General features: G+C 62.9%; 13 protein-coding genes and 1 tRNA gene. 5 read left to right on the top strand and 9 right to left on the bottom strand.

The features are described 5' to 3' along the window. Both VLE48_14025 and VLE48_14020 read left to right on the top strand, forming a co-directional pair. The coding region (locus VLE48_14025) for a hypothetical protein (protein HSA94127.1) at positions 1-295 on the top strand (295 nt) is incomplete at its 5' end. A gap of 58 nt (positions 296-353) precedes the next feature. Next, positions 354-653, top strand: a complete 300-nt coding sequence (locus VLE48_14020) for a DUF962 domain-containing protein (protein ID HSA94126.1) — start codon at positions 354-356, stop codon at positions 651-653. A gap of 750 nt (positions 654-1,403) precedes the next feature. Here the strand turns inward: VLE48_14020 and VLE48_14015 are convergent. Both VLE48_14015 and VLE48_14010 read right to left on the bottom strand, forming a co-directional pair. Next, complete coding sequence (locus VLE48_14015; GenBank protein ID HSA94125.1) at positions 1,404-2,114, bottom strand: NAD-dependent deacylase; 711 nt, start codon at positions 2,112-2,114, stop codon at positions 1,404-1,406. A gap of 42 nt (positions 2,115-2,156) precedes the next feature. Then, positions 2,157-2,981: a helix-turn-helix domain-containing protein gene (locus VLE48_14010; GenBank protein ID HSA94124.1), complete on the bottom strand. Its 825-nt coding sequence runs from the start codon at positions 2,979-2,981 to the stop codon at positions 2,157-2,159. A 160-nt stretch (positions 2,982-3,141) separates the two neighbouring features. On the opposite strand from VLE48_14010, the gene VLE48_14005 reads away from it, so the two are divergent. After that, on the top strand, positions 3,142-4,038 hold the full coding sequence (locus tag VLE48_14005) for a nuclear transport factor 2 family protein (protein ID HSA94123.1): 897 nt from the start codon (positions 3,142-3,144) through the stop codon (positions 4,036-4,038). Between the two features lie 59 nt (positions 4,039-4,097). Here VLE48_14005 and VLE48_14000 read toward each other — a convergent pair whose 3' ends face one another. From VLE48_14000 to VLE48_13985, 4 genes are all read right to left on the bottom strand, one after another. Next, positions 4,098-5,246, bottom strand: a complete 1,149-nt coding sequence (locus VLE48_14000) for a cytochrome c peroxidase (protein ID HSA94122.1) — start codon at positions 5,244-5,246, stop codon at positions 4,098-4,100. 229 nt (positions 5,247-5,475) lie between these two features. Next, entirely contained in the window at positions 5,476-6,132 is a 657-nt protein-coding gene (locus VLE48_13995) for an alpha/beta family hydrolase (GenBank protein HSA94121.1), read from the bottom strand. 19 nt (positions 6,133-6,151) lie between these two features. Beyond that, entirely contained in the window at positions 6,152-7,513 is a 1,362-nt protein-coding gene (locus VLE48_13990) for an MASE1 domain-containing protein (GenBank protein ID HSA94120.1), read from the bottom strand. Between the two features lie 83 nt (positions 7,514-7,596). Then, a tRNA-Ser gene (locus VLE48_13985) sits at positions 7,597-7,686 on the bottom strand. A 316-nt stretch (positions 7,687-8,002) separates the two neighbouring features. On the opposite strand from VLE48_13985, the gene VLE48_13980 reads away from it, so the two are divergent. Further along, complete coding sequence (locus tag VLE48_13980) at positions 8,003-9,805, top strand: alpha-glucosidase (protein HSA94119.1); 1,803 nt, start codon at positions 8,003-8,005, stop codon at positions 9,803-9,805. Between the two features lie 26 nt (positions 9,806-9,831). On the opposite strand, the gene VLE48_13975 is transcribed toward VLE48_13980, so the two are convergent. Both VLE48_13975 and VLE48_13970 read right to left on the bottom strand, forming a co-directional pair. Then, positions 9,832-10,374 carry a hypothetical protein gene (locus VLE48_13975; GenBank protein ID HSA94118.1) on the bottom strand — a complete coding sequence of 181 codons (543 nt, stop codon included), beginning with the start codon at positions 10,372-10,374 and terminating at the stop codon, positions 9,832-9,834. 13 nt (positions 10,375-10,387) lie between these two features. Continuing rightward, the gene (locus VLE48_13970) at positions 10,388-12,088 is read right to left on the bottom strand and encodes a sodium:solute symporter (protein HSA94117.1); all 1,701 of its coding nucleotides are present in this window, start codon (positions 12,086-12,088) and stop codon (positions 10,388-10,390) included. Positions 12,089-12,289: 201 nt separating this feature from the next. Here VLE48_13970 and VLE48_13965 point away from each other — a divergent pair, with 201 nt between their 5' ends. Further along, entirely contained in the window at positions 12,290-14,080 is a 1,791-nt protein-coding gene (locus tag VLE48_13965; GenBank protein ID HSA94116.1) for a trehalase family glycosidase, read from the top strand. Positions 14,081-14,097: 17 nt separating this feature from the next. Here the strand turns inward: VLE48_13965 and VLE48_13960 are convergent, their stop codons facing one another. Continuing rightward, positions 14,098-15,069 carry a tetratricopeptide repeat protein gene (locus tag VLE48_13960; GenBank protein ID HSA94115.1) on the bottom strand — a complete coding sequence of 324 codons (972 nt, stop codon included), beginning with the start codon at positions 15,067-15,069 and terminating at the stop codon, positions 14,098-14,100. Positions 15,070-15,101: the final 32 nt, after the last annotated feature.

Genomic DNA, 15,101 nt, shown 5'->3' with positions numbered 1-15,101 from the left:
TGATCAGGTGCGCGAGACACTGCTCGCGGTGGCGCGGCAGAATCCCGACGTTCTGCAAGATCCTGAGCCCGACGTGATTTTCACCGAATTCGGCGACAGCGCCCTGCATTTCCATCTGCGTGTATTCACTACCAGCAAGGTGCCCTCGCCGCCCTCACTCAAGAGTGACCTGTACTTCGCTATCTTCCAGGCCTTCGCCGAGAAGGGCATTCACATCCCCTTCCCGCAGCGCGACCTGCATCTCCGGTCGGCGGTGCCGGTGGTCGTAACGGGCCACTCGGCCATTCAGGCCTAGGCAGTCTTGGGAAGGGAAACCATCGCGTGTAAGATGAATTCCTCGAGCAGGAAAAGCCATGGCTCCTCGCAGCAGTGAAGAATGGGTAGCGCAATACGCCACCAGCCATACCCATCCCGTGAACCGGTTCTGCCACACCATCGGGATTCCTATGATTGTTCTTTCGTTGCTCGTGCTGATCGGGGAGTGGTTCATTGCCGGACTTTGGAAGATCGCGCTCGCCATGTTCGTGGTGGGCTGGATCTTCCAGTTCGTTGGCCATGCCTTTGAGGGCAAGCCGCCGGAATTCTTCAAGGACCCACGTTTTTTGTTCGTAGGGGTTCGCTGGTGGTTAGCGAAGATGCGCGGCAAGGCGTGAGGGCCAGAGGGCATGGGTTCCGCCATGCAGTCATGGGTCGAGACTGGGAGGGCACTGCTTTAGCCGTGCCGAGAGGTTCCTTCTAAGAGGGCTTTTGCCCCTGAGGTACGAATGGCAAAGCCACCCCGTGACCGTTTGAGGGCCGAGAGGAAAGAGCAGTAGGTAGAACCCGTTGAAAGTACAGGCATGACATTCTCCGCCCTACTTTATCCCGACGTTCTCGCGGCCAGTTCGCCGCTGGAATCACGAGCCTGGGGAATCATGTTTCTTCTCTTCGGCCTATACTGTCTGATCTTTCGGAAGGACGCTGTGGGAAGGTATGAACGATTCCAGCGAACGATCCCTGGCCCGAAATTCGATTCCTCCGCCCTTGAAATTTGGGCGTCGATCACTGGCCTAGCTTTCTCGGTCATCGGATCGCTATTGTTGCTGCAGGTTATAAGCCTTGGCTGAAAAGCTTTCAACTCACCGTTTCTCGCGACGAGACTATGGATGTCCTCGAGCTGTGGGCACTTGGATCAGCACTCCTGGCCGCTGGTTTTGCGTTGGCATACTTTGCCAAGCGACTTGCCAAGAGGTTGGCGGGTCACGGATTAGCCCCTGGTAGTAGCGGCCTTGACGCGAAGCTTTGGGAGAGGATTCTCGGCGTGCTGGGTGTCCTAATCGCCGTGGTGGGCGTGCTCGTAGGCCTGCGGATAATCGCATTGTAGGCCAGCCTTTCATCGAACTGTCCCAATCCCATTCTGTTATTCACCCGACATCCAGCAACTCCGGCAATACCTCGCCTGATTTTCCCAGAAAGCACTCATCGAACGCATAGCGGTTGAGCGGTTCTTCAGGGCCGATGTAGAAAGTGTGCGCGCCGGCCTGCCGCGCCGCCTGTGCGAGGCTCGCCGCCGGATAGACCGCTCCCGAGGTGCCCACGGCGAGAAACAGGGTTGTGCGCCCGATCGCAGCCAGAATCTCATCCAGGTGCATCGGCACTTCTCCGAACCAGACAATGTTCGGCCGCCACCGGCCTCCGCACGGGCAGCGGGGCACGTCGTCCAACGACGTATAGCTGCGCGTATCCTCCAAGGGCGGCCGCGTGCAACAGTCGCAGCGGCTCTCAAGCAGACGTCCATGCATGTGGACGACCCTTTTCGAACCTGCCCGCTCATGCAAGCTGTCCACGTTCTGCGTGCACAGGAACATGCGCTCACCCAGCCGTTCCTCAAGCCGGGCCAGCGCCAGGTGACCGGGATTGGGACGCACCGTGCGGTGCACGTCGCGTCGCCACGAATAGAATTCCCAAACCATCTGTGGGTTGCGCTGCCAGGCGGCGGGTGACGCTACTTCTTCCACGCGGTGGCCGCGCCACAACCCGTCGGCGCCGCGGAACGTCGGCAGGCCGCTCTCGGCGCTCACACCCGCGCCCGTCAGCACGAACACCCGGTCGCGGTCTCGGATGGGGAGCGTCATCACGGTTTGGGAAGGAAGAGGATACCGCAGGCCCAGCCGTGGCTAGGTGCGCGTCCTTGCCGAGCACGCGTAGCGCGAAGGAGAAGTCCCAAAGCGCCGCCGGAAGAGTCGGATGAAGTGGCTCAGGTTGGAAAAGCCCACGGCAAAGCAGGTGTCGGTCACGGAGCAGCCGTCGCGCAGTCGCTCGGCGGCGCGCTGCAACCGGATCTCCAGCAGGCGGCGGTGGGGCGGCGTCCCCGTCAGGTCCCGGAACACGCGCGCAAAATGGTACGGACTCATTCCCACCCTACGTCCCAGCGAGGCCAGGGAGTGGTCCTGCGCATGGTCTTTCTCGAAGATGTCGCAGACCGCGCGCACACGCTCGGCGTACCAGGCAAGCTGGCGGGTCGAAACCGCGCGCGTCGACGTCGCTGCGTTCGTGAGTGTTGCCCGCAAGATGTCGCCGGCGGTTGTCTCGAGCGCCATGCCGTCGTCGGCCGGAGTCCGCTCCAACAGCCACTTCAGATAACCCAGCCGGTTGCTACTCCTCCGGACCAACAGGCTCGGCCACCTCGGGACTCCCGCCGCTCTGCGGACGTCCTCGGCCAAACCATCGTGGAAGACAAGCGAAAGGCAAACGTCGCTGGGGAACTGTTCTTCGTGCCGACAACGGTAGACCAGGCCGGGCGAAACCACGAACGCCGTACCGGCTTCCAAACGCCAGTGGGCGTGTCCAGCCGTGTAACGGAAAGCGCCCTGCTCGACGAAGTTCACCGTGAAGTCCGGGGCTACTTCTTCGTGCGGGTCGTGATGCGGGACCGTGTGGGGATGGTCAAAGCGGGCCAGCGCAACCTGCCCGGTACCGGCCAATGGAACCTGGCGAATCACGACAGCTAGTCTACCTCCTCTGGCAGCTGCAGTCATAGATGCGGCGCGGCACCCAAGGAATCGCAAGAAAGTGCAAGTCGGCCCGGCGGATTCAGCAAGAAAACGCAAGCTGGGACAGCCCTGCCCCCGGCAGATTGGTGCCCGAAGGAGGAGGAATCTGATGATTGCAACCGGATTTCTACTGGCGTCGCTGATGGCGGCAGGAGCGGCCGCGAGCGACGCTGCCGCCGCTCCCGCGGAAATGCGCCCGGCCGACCGGGAGGCCATTCGCGCCCATATCGATCGTGTCTTTCACGCCTACATGGCTCGCGATCGCGCCACCGTCGAAGCCACCCACGCCAGGGAGTGGCGGGGCTTCCTTACGCGGTCCCGCGGCATCATCCGCGGTATCGGTGAATACATGCGCGAAGCCGATGCCATCCTGGCCAGTCCGGTTCGCATCACCGCCTACCGCATGCGCGACTTCGATGTCCGCTTTCGTGGCGATCTCGCCATCGTTCCCTACATCGCCGATATCACGCTCGATGTGAATGGCTCGCCCCAACAAACCACCCTTCGCGTGCTCGATCTGTATGCCAAGGAAAATGGCGAGTGGGACCAGGTAGCGTCGCAGGTGGCCGCTCATCCGGATGTGGTGACTTTTGCCGGCGCCGCGCCACCACTGCGTGAGCTTGCCGAGGAGGAGCGGCGCCAACTGCTGGCGGAGCGCGAAGCTGTGTGGCGCGCCTACTTCGTCGCCGATGAAGTCGCCCTACAAAAAGTGTTGCCGCCCGAACTCATCGGTATCAACGCCGGAGAGGAGGCCTGGGTGGATACACAGTCCACCATCACCGCGGCGAAAGACTTTGTGACCTCGGGCGGGAAGCTGGTCGCGCTCGAGTTCCCTGAAACCCGCATCCAGGTCTACGGAGACGTCGCCATCCTGTATACCAAGTGGGCCTTCGAACTGGAAAACGGCGGCAAGCGAGAACGCTACTCGGGCCGTGGCACGGAGATTTTCATCCGCCGCGACGGCCACTGGGTGAACTCCGGCTGGCACCTGGATTCGGGGCGATAAATCTTCTGAAAAAAGCGGCTGACGCCCCCACGACGTCAGCCGCGTCTCCCCTGGTCACGCTAGTTACCGCTCTTGCCGCTCGTGTTGGTTGCCGCTTTCTTCTCTTCTTCCGGCGGGCCGACGTCGGGCGGCATGGTTCCCGTCAGCGATTCCAGGAACGCCAGCAGATCCGCGCGTTCCTGGCCGCTGAGGAAGTCGAGCACCTTTACTTCCTTGTCGAGGTGCGGGTTGGAGTTGCCGCCGCCGATGTAGAAGTCGATGACTTCCTTGAGTGTTTTGCGGCTGCCGTCGTGGAAGTAGGGCGCGGTCAGGGCCACGTTGCGCAGGGATGGCGTCTTGAAGGCGCCCCGGTCGGCGTCTTTCTTGGTCACCCCGTAGCGTCCCAGGTCGGTGAGTTGGCCGTTTTTCACCCCCACGCCGATGTTGTGGAACTTGTCGTCGCTGAACAGCGCGTTTTTCTCGCCGATGGTGTGGCACACCGCGCAGTTGCCCTTCGCGGGATCACGGAAGACTTCCAGGCCTCGACGCGCCGAAGCGCTGAGTGCGTTCTTCTGCCCGCCGTAGAAGTAGCGGTCGAAGGGCGAGTCGCCACTGACCACGGTGCGCTCAAAGCTGGCGATGGCCTTGCCCACCATGTCGAACGTGATGGGTCCGGGCCCGAACGCCTCCTCGAACGCCTGCTTGTATGACGGGTCGGCTTCCAGCCGCTTTAGACAGCCTTCGAGCGTATGCACCATCTCCACCGGATTCTGCACCGGCCCCTCGGCCTGTCTTTCCAGGCTGGGCGCGCGCCCATCCCAGAACTGCACGCTGTAATAGGCGGCATTGAACACCGTCGGCGAGTTGCGCGTGCCCGTCTTCTTGCCTACGCCCTCGGAGAACGACTTGCCGTCTGAGAATCCGAACTTCGGGTCGTGGCACGTCGCGCAGGAAACGGTGTTGTCCACGGAGAGCATGGGGTCGTAGTACAGCCGGCGGCCCAGCGCGATGGTGGCCGCGGTCGGCGGGTTGTCCGCGGGAATGGGGACTGGAGCCAGTCCGAGCGGTGCCTTGATCTCGACCGTAGTGCCAGTCGGGCGGGCCGCAGGTTGCATCGCGGCCTGCTGCGGTCGCGGAGCCGGCGCGGGAGCCTGTGGTTTGCGCGGCCAGAACACCACGACCAGCGCGACGACTAACAGGAGAAACCAAATGAGTTTACGGTTCTTCATGATGTGTTCCAGTGCCTCCGAAGATGCAATCCATGCTGCGACCACGTGAGCCGCGCGACGAGCGGCTCATCCTGCGGAGTTCATTCCCATGCTAGCGGTGCCTCCTTTCGACCGACAATCTTGCTCACCATGATGTGTGACGCCGCATTGCCGAAATGCAAAAGATGCACCTTGCGGCTATGAAGATGCGAAATGTTGCAGGATCGGGGCGCCGGAGTTCGCGCCGGGGTCAGCCAAGGAACGCGAGGAATTCCCGAACCATCGCCGCCACGTCGATGCCCCGCGTGCGGCGGAAGCCCAGGTCGTGTCCCGATCCTTCGACCGGATACAGCCGTGTCGCTGTGGGGATGAGCTTGAGGGCAGCCTTCATCTCTTCCAGGGAGCCGAAAGCGTCGCGCGAGCCGTGCACAAAGAAGGCCCGCATTCCAAGTTGTGAAAGGTGAGCGGTCCGGAGCTGTTCCGGCCGCCCGGGTGGATGCAACGGATAGGACTGCAACAGCAAGGCATTCGCCAGGCCGGCATCTTCGGCGGCAACCATGCTCGACTGCCGTCCGCCGTAGGAATGTCCGCCCAGGAAAACGCGTCCTGCCGCCATGCTGCGCAGCAGGCCGGCGGCGCGTCGAATGCCCTCGCGGTCACGCGCCGCATCGCCAGGGCGCGGTGGTCCCTTGGGTCGCGCTTGCCGGTAAGGCAGGTCGTACCGCAGTACGATCATGCCCGCTGCGGCGCAGGCCTCGGCCACGGCAACCAGCAGCGGCGCGCGACAGTCCGATCCCGCCCCGTGCGTCAACGCAAGACCATCACCGGAAGGGTGCGCCGGGTGGTGAACATGTCCGCGCACCGGCGGATCGCTGGAGTCATCGAAGAACGGTTCGGCTTCCGCCATGACGTGTTTCGCCCGGTTCTCAGGTCACTTCCCGATGCAGTCGTTTCTTCATCTCATAGAGGACGCGGTCGGCGGCGCGCAGCAAAGCCTCCACGGTCTCCCCGTCCTGCGGATACTCGGCCACGCCGATGCTTACGGAGAGGGTTGGTTGCTCACCGTCGCGTGCCAGGCGTTCGTAGATGCGGCTGGCCACCTGGCTGGCCGCAGTGGAGCCTGACTCGGGAAGAATGACGGCGAACTCATCCCCGCCATAGCGCCCGGGCGTGTCGATATCGCGACATTGGGCGCGCAGCACGTCCGCCACCCGGCACAGCGCGCGGCTGCCTACCAGGTGGCCCTGTGCGTCGTTGATTTTCTTCAGTTCGTCCAGGTCCAGTAGCAGCAGCGCGAACGGCTTGCCGCTGCGCGCCGAGCGCCGTATCTCCGCTTCCATTTCCTCGATCAGCCGCCGGTAGTTGGCCAGCCCGGTCAACGAATCGGTGATGGCCAGGTAGTAGGCGCGCTCCTCGGCGCGCCTTCGTTCGGCCAGTGCGGCCGCAAACGCCAGCGTCATCACCGTCACGATCCCCAGGAAAGACTGCAGAAGCAGTAGAGACTCATTCGGCGTCGCCCGCGCGAAGGGTCCGGAGCCGCGCAAAGTGCCCACCGACGCCACTGTGGCCAGCAGCAGGATGGCCGTGGCCGCTTCCCGCGGGCTGAAGCGGTAGGCCGCCCACACCAGGAACGGCAGACACAGGTACTCCAGCGGGTAGCGCTTGGGGGCCAGGATATTCCCGGCAAACACCAGATGGCTCACCAGCAGCAGGCAGACCGCCAGGGCCGCGGCTTCCACACCCCGCATCACCGTCCAGCGCTCATGGTTGCGAGTAGCCCACAGAATCACCAGCGGAGTCACCACTACGATCCCCACTGCGTCGCCCAGCCACCACGTCAGCCAGATGGAACCGTAGTGGTTCCAGGGCGCAAAGCCCCCCAGAGCAAGACTGGTAACGCCGAAGGTGGCAGCTACGGTGGTACTGACCATGCCGGCCAGGATGGCGAACTTGAACTTGTCCTGGGCGCGCTGGAAAGCCTGCCGGCCGCCCGCGAACTCGTTCACCAGGTGCGCGCCCACCACCGCTTCCAGGGTGTTTCCTACGGCTATGCCCAGGGAGGTCGCCAACGAGCCCGCGGTCGTCAGATTCACCAGGAGCGCGCCCAGCATGATGCCGGGCCACACCCGCGAACCGAACATCAACACCGCCGCCAGCGCAATCCCCGAAGGCGGCCAAACCGCCGACGCGCTGGGATGCACGAATGCCAGGCGCAACCCCAGCTTGCCGACCACGAAATACACCACGGCCAGGATCCCGATGGCCAGCAGGTTCTTTCGGGTCAGCAAGCACCTTCCTCCGTGGACGCAGTCGCCGCTGGACGAAGGATGCTATCACCGGAACGCGAACCGGCGAAACAAGCGAGGAGCTCTGGCGGAGGGACTGGGATTCGAACCCAGGAGAGCCTTTCGACTCTAGCGGTTTTCAAGACCGCCCGTTTCAACCGCTCACGCATCCCTCCGCGGCGGCTTTGCACAGTCTAGCAGTACCGTGTCGGACGAAGGGAATGCCTGCGCCTAATGTGAAGGCGAATGGGCGGAGCGGATGCAGCAGGGTCTGCGTTCCGTTCGATCCCTGCCGCCCAAGAGCAGGAGACGACGGGGACCGTGAGACTCGCTGCGCTGAGGATTCCGCCGAGCCAAGTGATTGATTTTCTTTGCTGTCAGTGGGCGGAAACGGAATCACGTTGCCAGGTCGCTGGTTCAGGCCGACCCACCAGCACTGCCATCCCGACTCCACGCCACGCCGTATACTCATTGCCTCTACGGGGAGGGTCCATGAGGACGCTACTACTGCGCAAGATTGCCGGCCTGATCCTGATCACCTGTTGCTCCCTCGCCGCACCGGGGCAACCGGCCGCAAGAGAGGTCGGTGGAGCGCCCGCCGTCCGAGCGGCCGCTCGCTCCACCGCAATCGCTCAGAAGCCCGCGATCACTGTTCCCCCGAACCGATTCGCCAAGGATGCCGAGTGGTGGAAGCGCGCCGTGTTCTACGAAATCTATCCGCGCAGCTACGCGGACACCGACAATGACGGTGTTGGCGATCTGAAGGGAATCACCCAGCACCTCGACCACCTGCAGGCGCTCGGAGTAGACGCGATCTGGATCACCCCCTGTTTTCCCTCCCCGCAGGTCGATTTCGGCTACGACGTTTCCGACTATCGCGACATCGATCCCCAATACGGCACGCTGGCGGACATGGACCGCCTGATCGCGGAGGCAGAAAAGCGCAACATCAAAATCATCCTCGACTTCGTGATGAACCACAGCTCCGACCAGCACAAATGGTTTCAGGAGTCGAAGAAATCGCGGGACAATCCCTATCGGGACTACTATGTGTGGCGCGACGGCCAGGGTCCCGGCCAGCCGCCCACAAACTGGATCTCCCTGTTCGGGGGCTCGGGCTGGACCTACGAAGCGCGGACGGACCAGTGGTATCACCACTTCTTTTATCCGCAGCAGCCGGACCTGAACTGGCGCAATCCGAAAGTCGAACAGGAAATGTTCGACGTCGTGCGCTACTGGTTCAAGAAAGGCGTTTACGGCTTTCGCCTTGACGCCGTAGACACGCTCTTCGAGGACCCGGCTTTTCGCGACAACCCGAACGATCCCGGCAAGAACGCCTACGGCGATCCGAACCAACGACACGTCATGGACAGCAAGCTGCCCGAGGTTCACACCCAATTGCAGGGGCTGCGCCGCGTGGTGGATGAGTTTCACGGGCGGGTGCTGGTGGGCGAAACCTGGACCAACAAGGCCGAAGAACTGGCCGACTACTATGGGCCGAAGAACAATGAAGTGCATATGCCCATGTACTTCAACCTGACCGTGATCAACCGGCTCTCGCCCGCGGCCTTCCGCGAGAAGATCAGGGTGATCGAGAGCAACCCGGTAGGCGGCTGGCCGGTCTACGTGCTGAGCAATCACGACATCCGGCGGCATATCGATCGTTATGGCGACGGGCAAAACAACGACAAGATCGCCAGGGTGATGGCCGCGCTGTACCTGACCCTCCGTGGTACCGCCGTCCTGTACTACGGGGAGGAGATTGCGATGGAAAACAACGATCCCAAGCGCAAGGAAGACGTTAAGGACGTGATCGGCCAGCGCGGTTGGCCCCAGGAAAAGGGGCGCGACGGCGAACGCACCCCTATGCAATGGAACGCGAGCGCGAATGCCGGCTTCAACGACGGCGCCACGCCCTGGCTCCCGGTGCACGAGAATTACAAGACGAAGAACGTCGAGACGCAGACCTCGGATCCGAAGTCGATGTTGAACTGGTATCGACAGCTCATCACTCTGCGCCGCAGCCATCCCGCATTCTACGAGGGAGCGTACGTGCCGCTGCTCGAAGACAGCGACAGCGTGTTGGCATACGCGCGCAAGTCGAAGGACAAGACGGGGGTCGTGCTGCTGAACATGACAGCTTCGCCGCAGAAGGTCTCGTTCAGTCCTACTCAGCTTGGCGGGAGTTCGGCGAAGCCGCTGCTGCGCACCTCAGACGCCAAGGATATCGATCTTCGGAACGTGACTTTAGAGCCGTTCGGGGTGGTGATTGCGGAGGCCGGGAGCGCTCGCTAAGGACGCGCCTCCGTCCTGCAGCGGTTCTAATGGGCCAGCCAGTCGTGGAGCAGTGCCCGCATCTTGGCGCCTTCGGGACTGCCGCGGACGGCATCCAGCACGGCCAGGCGGGGACTCTGTCCACGGCCGAAGAATCCCACCCAGTACGGGACATAAAACTCGAAGTCCAGCGGTTCCACGCGCACGGTCAAGTCTCGAATCCGGAAGAATCCGGTGAGAAACAACAGCCGGCGCACTTTTTCCACCACCAAATCCCGCGCCCGATCCGCATCGATGGCGGGCCGCGGATGGTTACGCGTCTCTACGGCGATGGTTTCCTCGGCCTCGGGAACATGGTCGAAGCCGTAGAGGTCGAGCGTCCCGGTGACCGAGTCCAGAGCCAGCAGGCGACGGTCGCATTTGCCTGCGTTCCGTATCTCCACGTGGTAGAGCCGAAACGGAACGTACACCTCGGCGAGCGAGCGCAAGGGGCCGCGACCCAGCCATCGCCCCAGGAAGCCTGGGCGCCGCCAGCGCGCGAGGGCCTGCTCACGGCTCAGGTTCGGACGCAAGGAACGGATCACATCCAAGCGCTTTCTTCTCCTACGCAAAATAGATCCACAGCGCTACGACCGTGATCACCAGCAAGGCGCTCATGGCCAGGTTGATGCGGTGTTCGAGAGTGGTTTCGGGCGCCGGCCTGTAATCCAGCACCGAGGGGTCGCGCAGAGTGCTGACGTCGATCTTCGCACCCAGGGTGGCGAACGTCAGCCCGGCGAGCTTGGCGCGGTCGGGGACGGCCGTCATGAGGCTGACCACAATCAGGACCGCGGCGCACACCGCGAACATGAGAATGGCGTAATGGAGAAAATTCATATCCACCAGCCAGCGGACGGCAGAGGACTCGTAGTGACGGGTCTTGTCCAGCACCTCCAGCACGAAGCGCACGCTACCCAGCACGAATCCGGTCAACAGGGAACTGATGGCGCCGCTGCCGTTTAAGCGCGGCCAGAGGATCCCCAGGAGAAAGCAGACCGCGATAGGGGGGCTCACGTAGGCCTGCACGCTCTGCAGGTAGATGAACAACTGCGCGCTCAGCAGGTTGATGAACGGCACCCACAGGATTCCGAGAAACACCATCACGGCGGTGGCGATGCGCCCGATAAACACCAGTTGGTGTTCGCTGGCCTGTGGCCGCACCTTCTTGTAGAAGTCGAGCGTCACCAGCGTCGAAGCCGAATTGAAAACCGAAGCCATCGAGCCCATCAGCGCCGCCAGCAGGGCCGCGATCATGACTCCAACCAGCCCGGTAGGGAGCAGGCTGATCACCAGCGTGGGATAGGCGACATCGCCGTTGGTCACCCGCCCATCCACGACGTGAAAAGCGCCCGGGTAGAGGGCCAGCGCAATGAGTCCGGGAAGCACCAGCATGAACACGGGCAGAATCTTGAGGTAGCCGGCCATGATGCACCCGCCGCGGGCATGGCCTTCATCCTTGGCCGACAGTACGCGCTGCACGATGACCTGGTCGGTGCACCAATACCAGATGCCAAGGATGGGAGCACCGATGAAGATCCCGGTCCACGGGAACTCCGGATCACTCATCGGCTTCATCATGTGGAAGTAGTCAGGCGGGACCGCTGCCCGCAAGCCTTCGAATCCTCCGACGCGCTCAAGCCCGATCACCGTCAAGGCCACGGCACCCGCAATCAGGATCAGCGTCTGCAGGACCTCGGTATAGATCACCGCGGAAAGGCCGCCGGCAATGGTGTAAATCCCGGTCAGCACAACCAAAATGATGGAGGCGGTCAGCGGACTCCAGCCCACTACTCGCTCCAGCACGACCGCCGCCGCGTAGAGGTGCACGGAAATCTTCGTGAACACATAAGCGATGATGGAAATGCCGGCCAGGTAAATCGCGCAGGACCGGTTGAAGCGCCGCTCCAAAAACTCCGGCATGGTGAACACGTTCGAGCGCAGGTAAAACGGCACAAAGACCCAGCCCAGGATGAGCACAATCAGGCAGGCGAGCCACTCGAAGTGGCCGACCGCCAGGCCGGAGGTGGCTCCGGATCCGGCCAAACCGATGAAGTGCTCGGTCGAGATATTGGAGACGAAGAGCGAAGCGCCGATGGCGAACCAGCCCACGTTGCGGCTGGCCAGGAAGTAATCGGCCGATGTCTTCTCGCGGCGCGCAAAGTAGAAACCGATGGCGAAAACGATGACGAAATACACCGCGATGATGACCAGATCCAGGGTTTCCAGGGCGCGGTGGGTCAGGGCGTTGTTAGCTGTCTGTATCATCGCAGTCGGTCCAGGCGGCAGCCTCCCCCGGGCTGCACATGAAGCCGGAACTTTACACCATGCCACGCGATGGCTCAACCAGCTTCGGCCGGGTGACACGATCCAGGGGCCGTGGTTAGCTGACTCCCTGGCTTCGATCCATCGCAGCCCCATGGCGATGACATAGAATAGGCGCTCGCAGACTGGCTGACGGAGGGTGAAGTGAGCGGAATCCGAAGCTCGCGGTACATCGGCGAGTCCTGGCGGGGGTGGTTCGCGCCGGGCAAGAAGCGTTGGCGGCGAGGGCGCGCGGCGTGGCTGCTGGCGGCAGCGCTGTGCACTCTCTGGCTGCCGTGTTTGGGGGCCGAGAATCCGGCGGCCCCGCCACGAGGGTTGGAGGACGTTTCACATTACATCCAGGAAGGCTGGGACCGCTTGACGCGCTCCATGAGCGACTGCGCCGTCGTGCACGATCCCAAAGTCGGCGATCTGTCGGTGCTGTATTTGCCATCCGAACTGGAGACGCCGGGCAACGTCTCCGATTTGGAGAAGCGATGCGCCGGTCTTCGGGTGGATCGCCTGCCGCATGAAATCGAGCGCCTAGGTCAAGTGGACATGCGCCAGATCCGCACGCACGGGGTCCTGTACCTTCCGCACCCTTACGTCGTACCGGGCGGACGCTTCAACGAGATGTATGGCTGGGACAGCTACTTCATTCTGCTGGGACTGCTCCGCGACGGAAGACTGGAGCTGGCGCGCGGCATGGTGGAGAACTTCTTCTTCGAGATCGAGCACTATGGAGCTGTCCTCAACGCGAATCGCACGTATTTCCTGACGCGCTCGCAGCCGCCCTTCCTGACCTCGATGATTCTTCATGTCTATGAAGCGGACCCGCGTCCGGAAAGCGCCAAGCGGGAATGGCTGGCCAAGGCCTACGACTATGCGGTACAGGATCACCGCCTGTGGACGACCGGGCCGAAGCTCGCCGGCGAGACCGGCCTCTCCCGCTATTACGACTTCGGCGAAGGGCCGGTGCCGGAAATCGACGATAGCGACCTGAGCGACTATCGGGGAGCGCTGCGCTACTTCCTGCTGCATTGGGAAGGAGCAAAGCCGTTCGTGGTGGTGAACCCCAAGAGCGCGGCAGACTCGCCCGGCCCCCAGTTTCCCGTTTATATCTGCAACCCGGAGAAGCGTCCGGGAGGCGCCGACCGCTGTGACCCTGTTTATTCCCTGGGCCTTGTTCCCGATTACTACAAGGGAGACCGCGCGATGCGCGAGTCGGGCTTCGACATCTCCTTCCGTTTCGGCCCGTTCAGCGGACAGACGCACCACTACGCGCCCGTTTGCCTGAACAGCCTGCTCTACAAGGCAGAGACCGACCTGGAGCGAATCAGCCGGATGCTGGGCCGGGAACAGGATGCGCGCGAATGGCGAGAGCGCGCCGCCCGGCGCAAGGAGAACATGCAGAAGTACCTGTGGGACGAAGCGCGCGGGCTGTTCATGGACTACGATTTCACGACCGGAAAGCGGTCGTCATACGAGTACGCGACCACGTTCTACCCACTCTGGGCAGGGCTGGCCACGCCGGAGCAGGCCCGAGCCTTGGCACGAAACCTGGGGCGCTTCGAGCACCCGGGCGGGCTGGCCATGAGCCGCAATGAGACCGGCACGCAGTGGGACTATCCCTATGGCTGGGCGCCGATCCAGCTCCTGGCCGCGGAAGGCTTGCGGCGCTATGGTTTCGCCGAAGACGCTGACCGCGTCTCCTACGAATTTCTCTCCAGTGTGCTGGAAAACTTTCGGCGGGACGGCACCATCCGCGAGAAGTACAACGTGGTGACTCGTTCTTCCGAGACACAGGTGAAGGTCGGCTACGCGGAGAACGTCATCGGCTTCGGGTGGACGAACGGCGTGTTCCTCGAACTGCTCCACCAGCTCCCGCAGGAAGAAGTGAACCGGCTGGCAACAGATGCACCACGTGCTGCCGCAGGGGCTGCCGACAAGCGCTAGACCGAGTTGCCGCCTACCTAGCGGCCGGAGTTCTGCTGGGACTGCAGTTCCTGGGCGAGCCGCAATTCCCGCTCGGCATCCTCATTCTTGCCCACCGCCCGGAAAGCCTGCCCCAGCCAGTGGTGCGCCACGAAATTGTTGGGATCCATCTGAACGGCGCGCTGCAAGGTGCGCAGGGCAAGCTGGTGCTCGTCTTTCTTCATCAGCACTTTGCCCAGCAGCACGAACGGCCCGCTGGCGGTGGAATCGAGCCAGATAGAGTTCTGCAACAGGCGCTGCGCCTCATCCCATTTCTGGATGCGGGTGTAGGCGTCGGCCAGCTTGTAGTAGGTGGCCGCGTGGCCGGGGTTGAGGGCGAGCTCCCTCTCGAATTCGGCAATCGCTTCCGGGATCCTGGACTTGAACACATACAGCTCGCCCAGCAGGAAGTGGACACCCGGCAGCTTGGGGTCGAGTTCCGCCGCCTTGAGCGCATTCTCTTCGGCCACCGGATCGAACTCCTGGCGGAGCAGCATGCGGGCCAGGAAGAGATGCGCAGCTGCCGAGTCCGGCGGAACGCCGTACATGGACGCGAAGGCCCCGCGGGCGCGCTCGAAGTCCTTGATCTGGATGTAGGAAAGGCCGAGTACGTAATCGGCGTTCACGTTCGCGGAGGGCATCCACGAGCGCACCTTCTCCAGCAGCGGGATGGCGTCGGCCATTCTGCCGATGAAGTGGTAGCAAAGCCCCAGGAGCTGCGTGGCCTCCCGGTCGCCAGGGTCTTCCTTCAGGGCTTGCTGTAGATGCGGGATGGCGCGCGCATGCTCGCCCCGGCGGTAGTACGCCACACCTAACTCGCGGGCAAGGCCTGGGCGGGCAGAGTCGGCGCGTGCGAGGTCCTCCAGCCGCACGATGGCCTCGTCCAGCTTGCCTTCCTTAATCAGCGTGCGGGTGCCGGCCGGAGCATCGGAGGTTTCCTGCTGGGAAGCGGCCAGACTGCAGGCGACCAACAGCAGTGCCAGGAGCAGACAGGCTTTCGGCT

The sequence above is a fragment of the Terriglobales bacterium genome (genome assembly GCA_035454605.1).
In the GTDB taxonomy this organism is placed as follows: domain Bacteria; phylum Acidobacteriota; class Terriglobia; order Terriglobales; family Acidobacteriaceae; genus DATMAB01.
The sequence above is the reverse complement of the archived record's forward strand: the minus strand, read 5'-3'. Positions and strand labels throughout refer to the sequence as shown.

Excerpts from the sequence above, each read along its gene's own strand:
- VLE48_14020 (HSA94126.1), top strand. The coding sequence starts at position 354 with ATGGCTCCTCGCAGCAGTGAAGAATGGGTAGCGCAATACGCCACCAGC.
- VLE48_14015 (HSA94125.1), bottom strand. The coding sequence starts at position 2,114 with ATGACGCTCCCCATCCGAGACCGCGACCGGGTGTTCGTGCTGACGGGC.
- VLE48_14005 (HSA94123.1), top strand. The coding sequence starts at position 3,142 with ATGATTGCAACCGGATTTCTACTGGCGTCGCTGATGGCGGCAGGAGCG.
- VLE48_14000 (HSA94122.1), bottom strand. The coding sequence starts at position 5,246 with ATGAAGAACCGTAAACTCATTTGGTTTCTCCTGTTAGTCGTCGCGCTG.
- VLE48_13995 (HSA94121.1), bottom strand. The coding sequence starts at position 6,132 with ATGGCGGAAGCCGAACCGTTCTTCGATGACTCCAGCGATCCGCCGGTG.
- VLE48_13980 (HSA94119.1), top strand. The coding sequence starts at position 8,003 with ATGAGGACGCTACTACTGCGCAAGATTGCCGGCCTGATCCTGATCACC.
- VLE48_13970 (HSA94117.1), bottom strand. The coding sequence starts at position 12,088 with ATGATACAGACAGCTAACAACGCCCTGACCCACCGCGCCCTGGAAACC.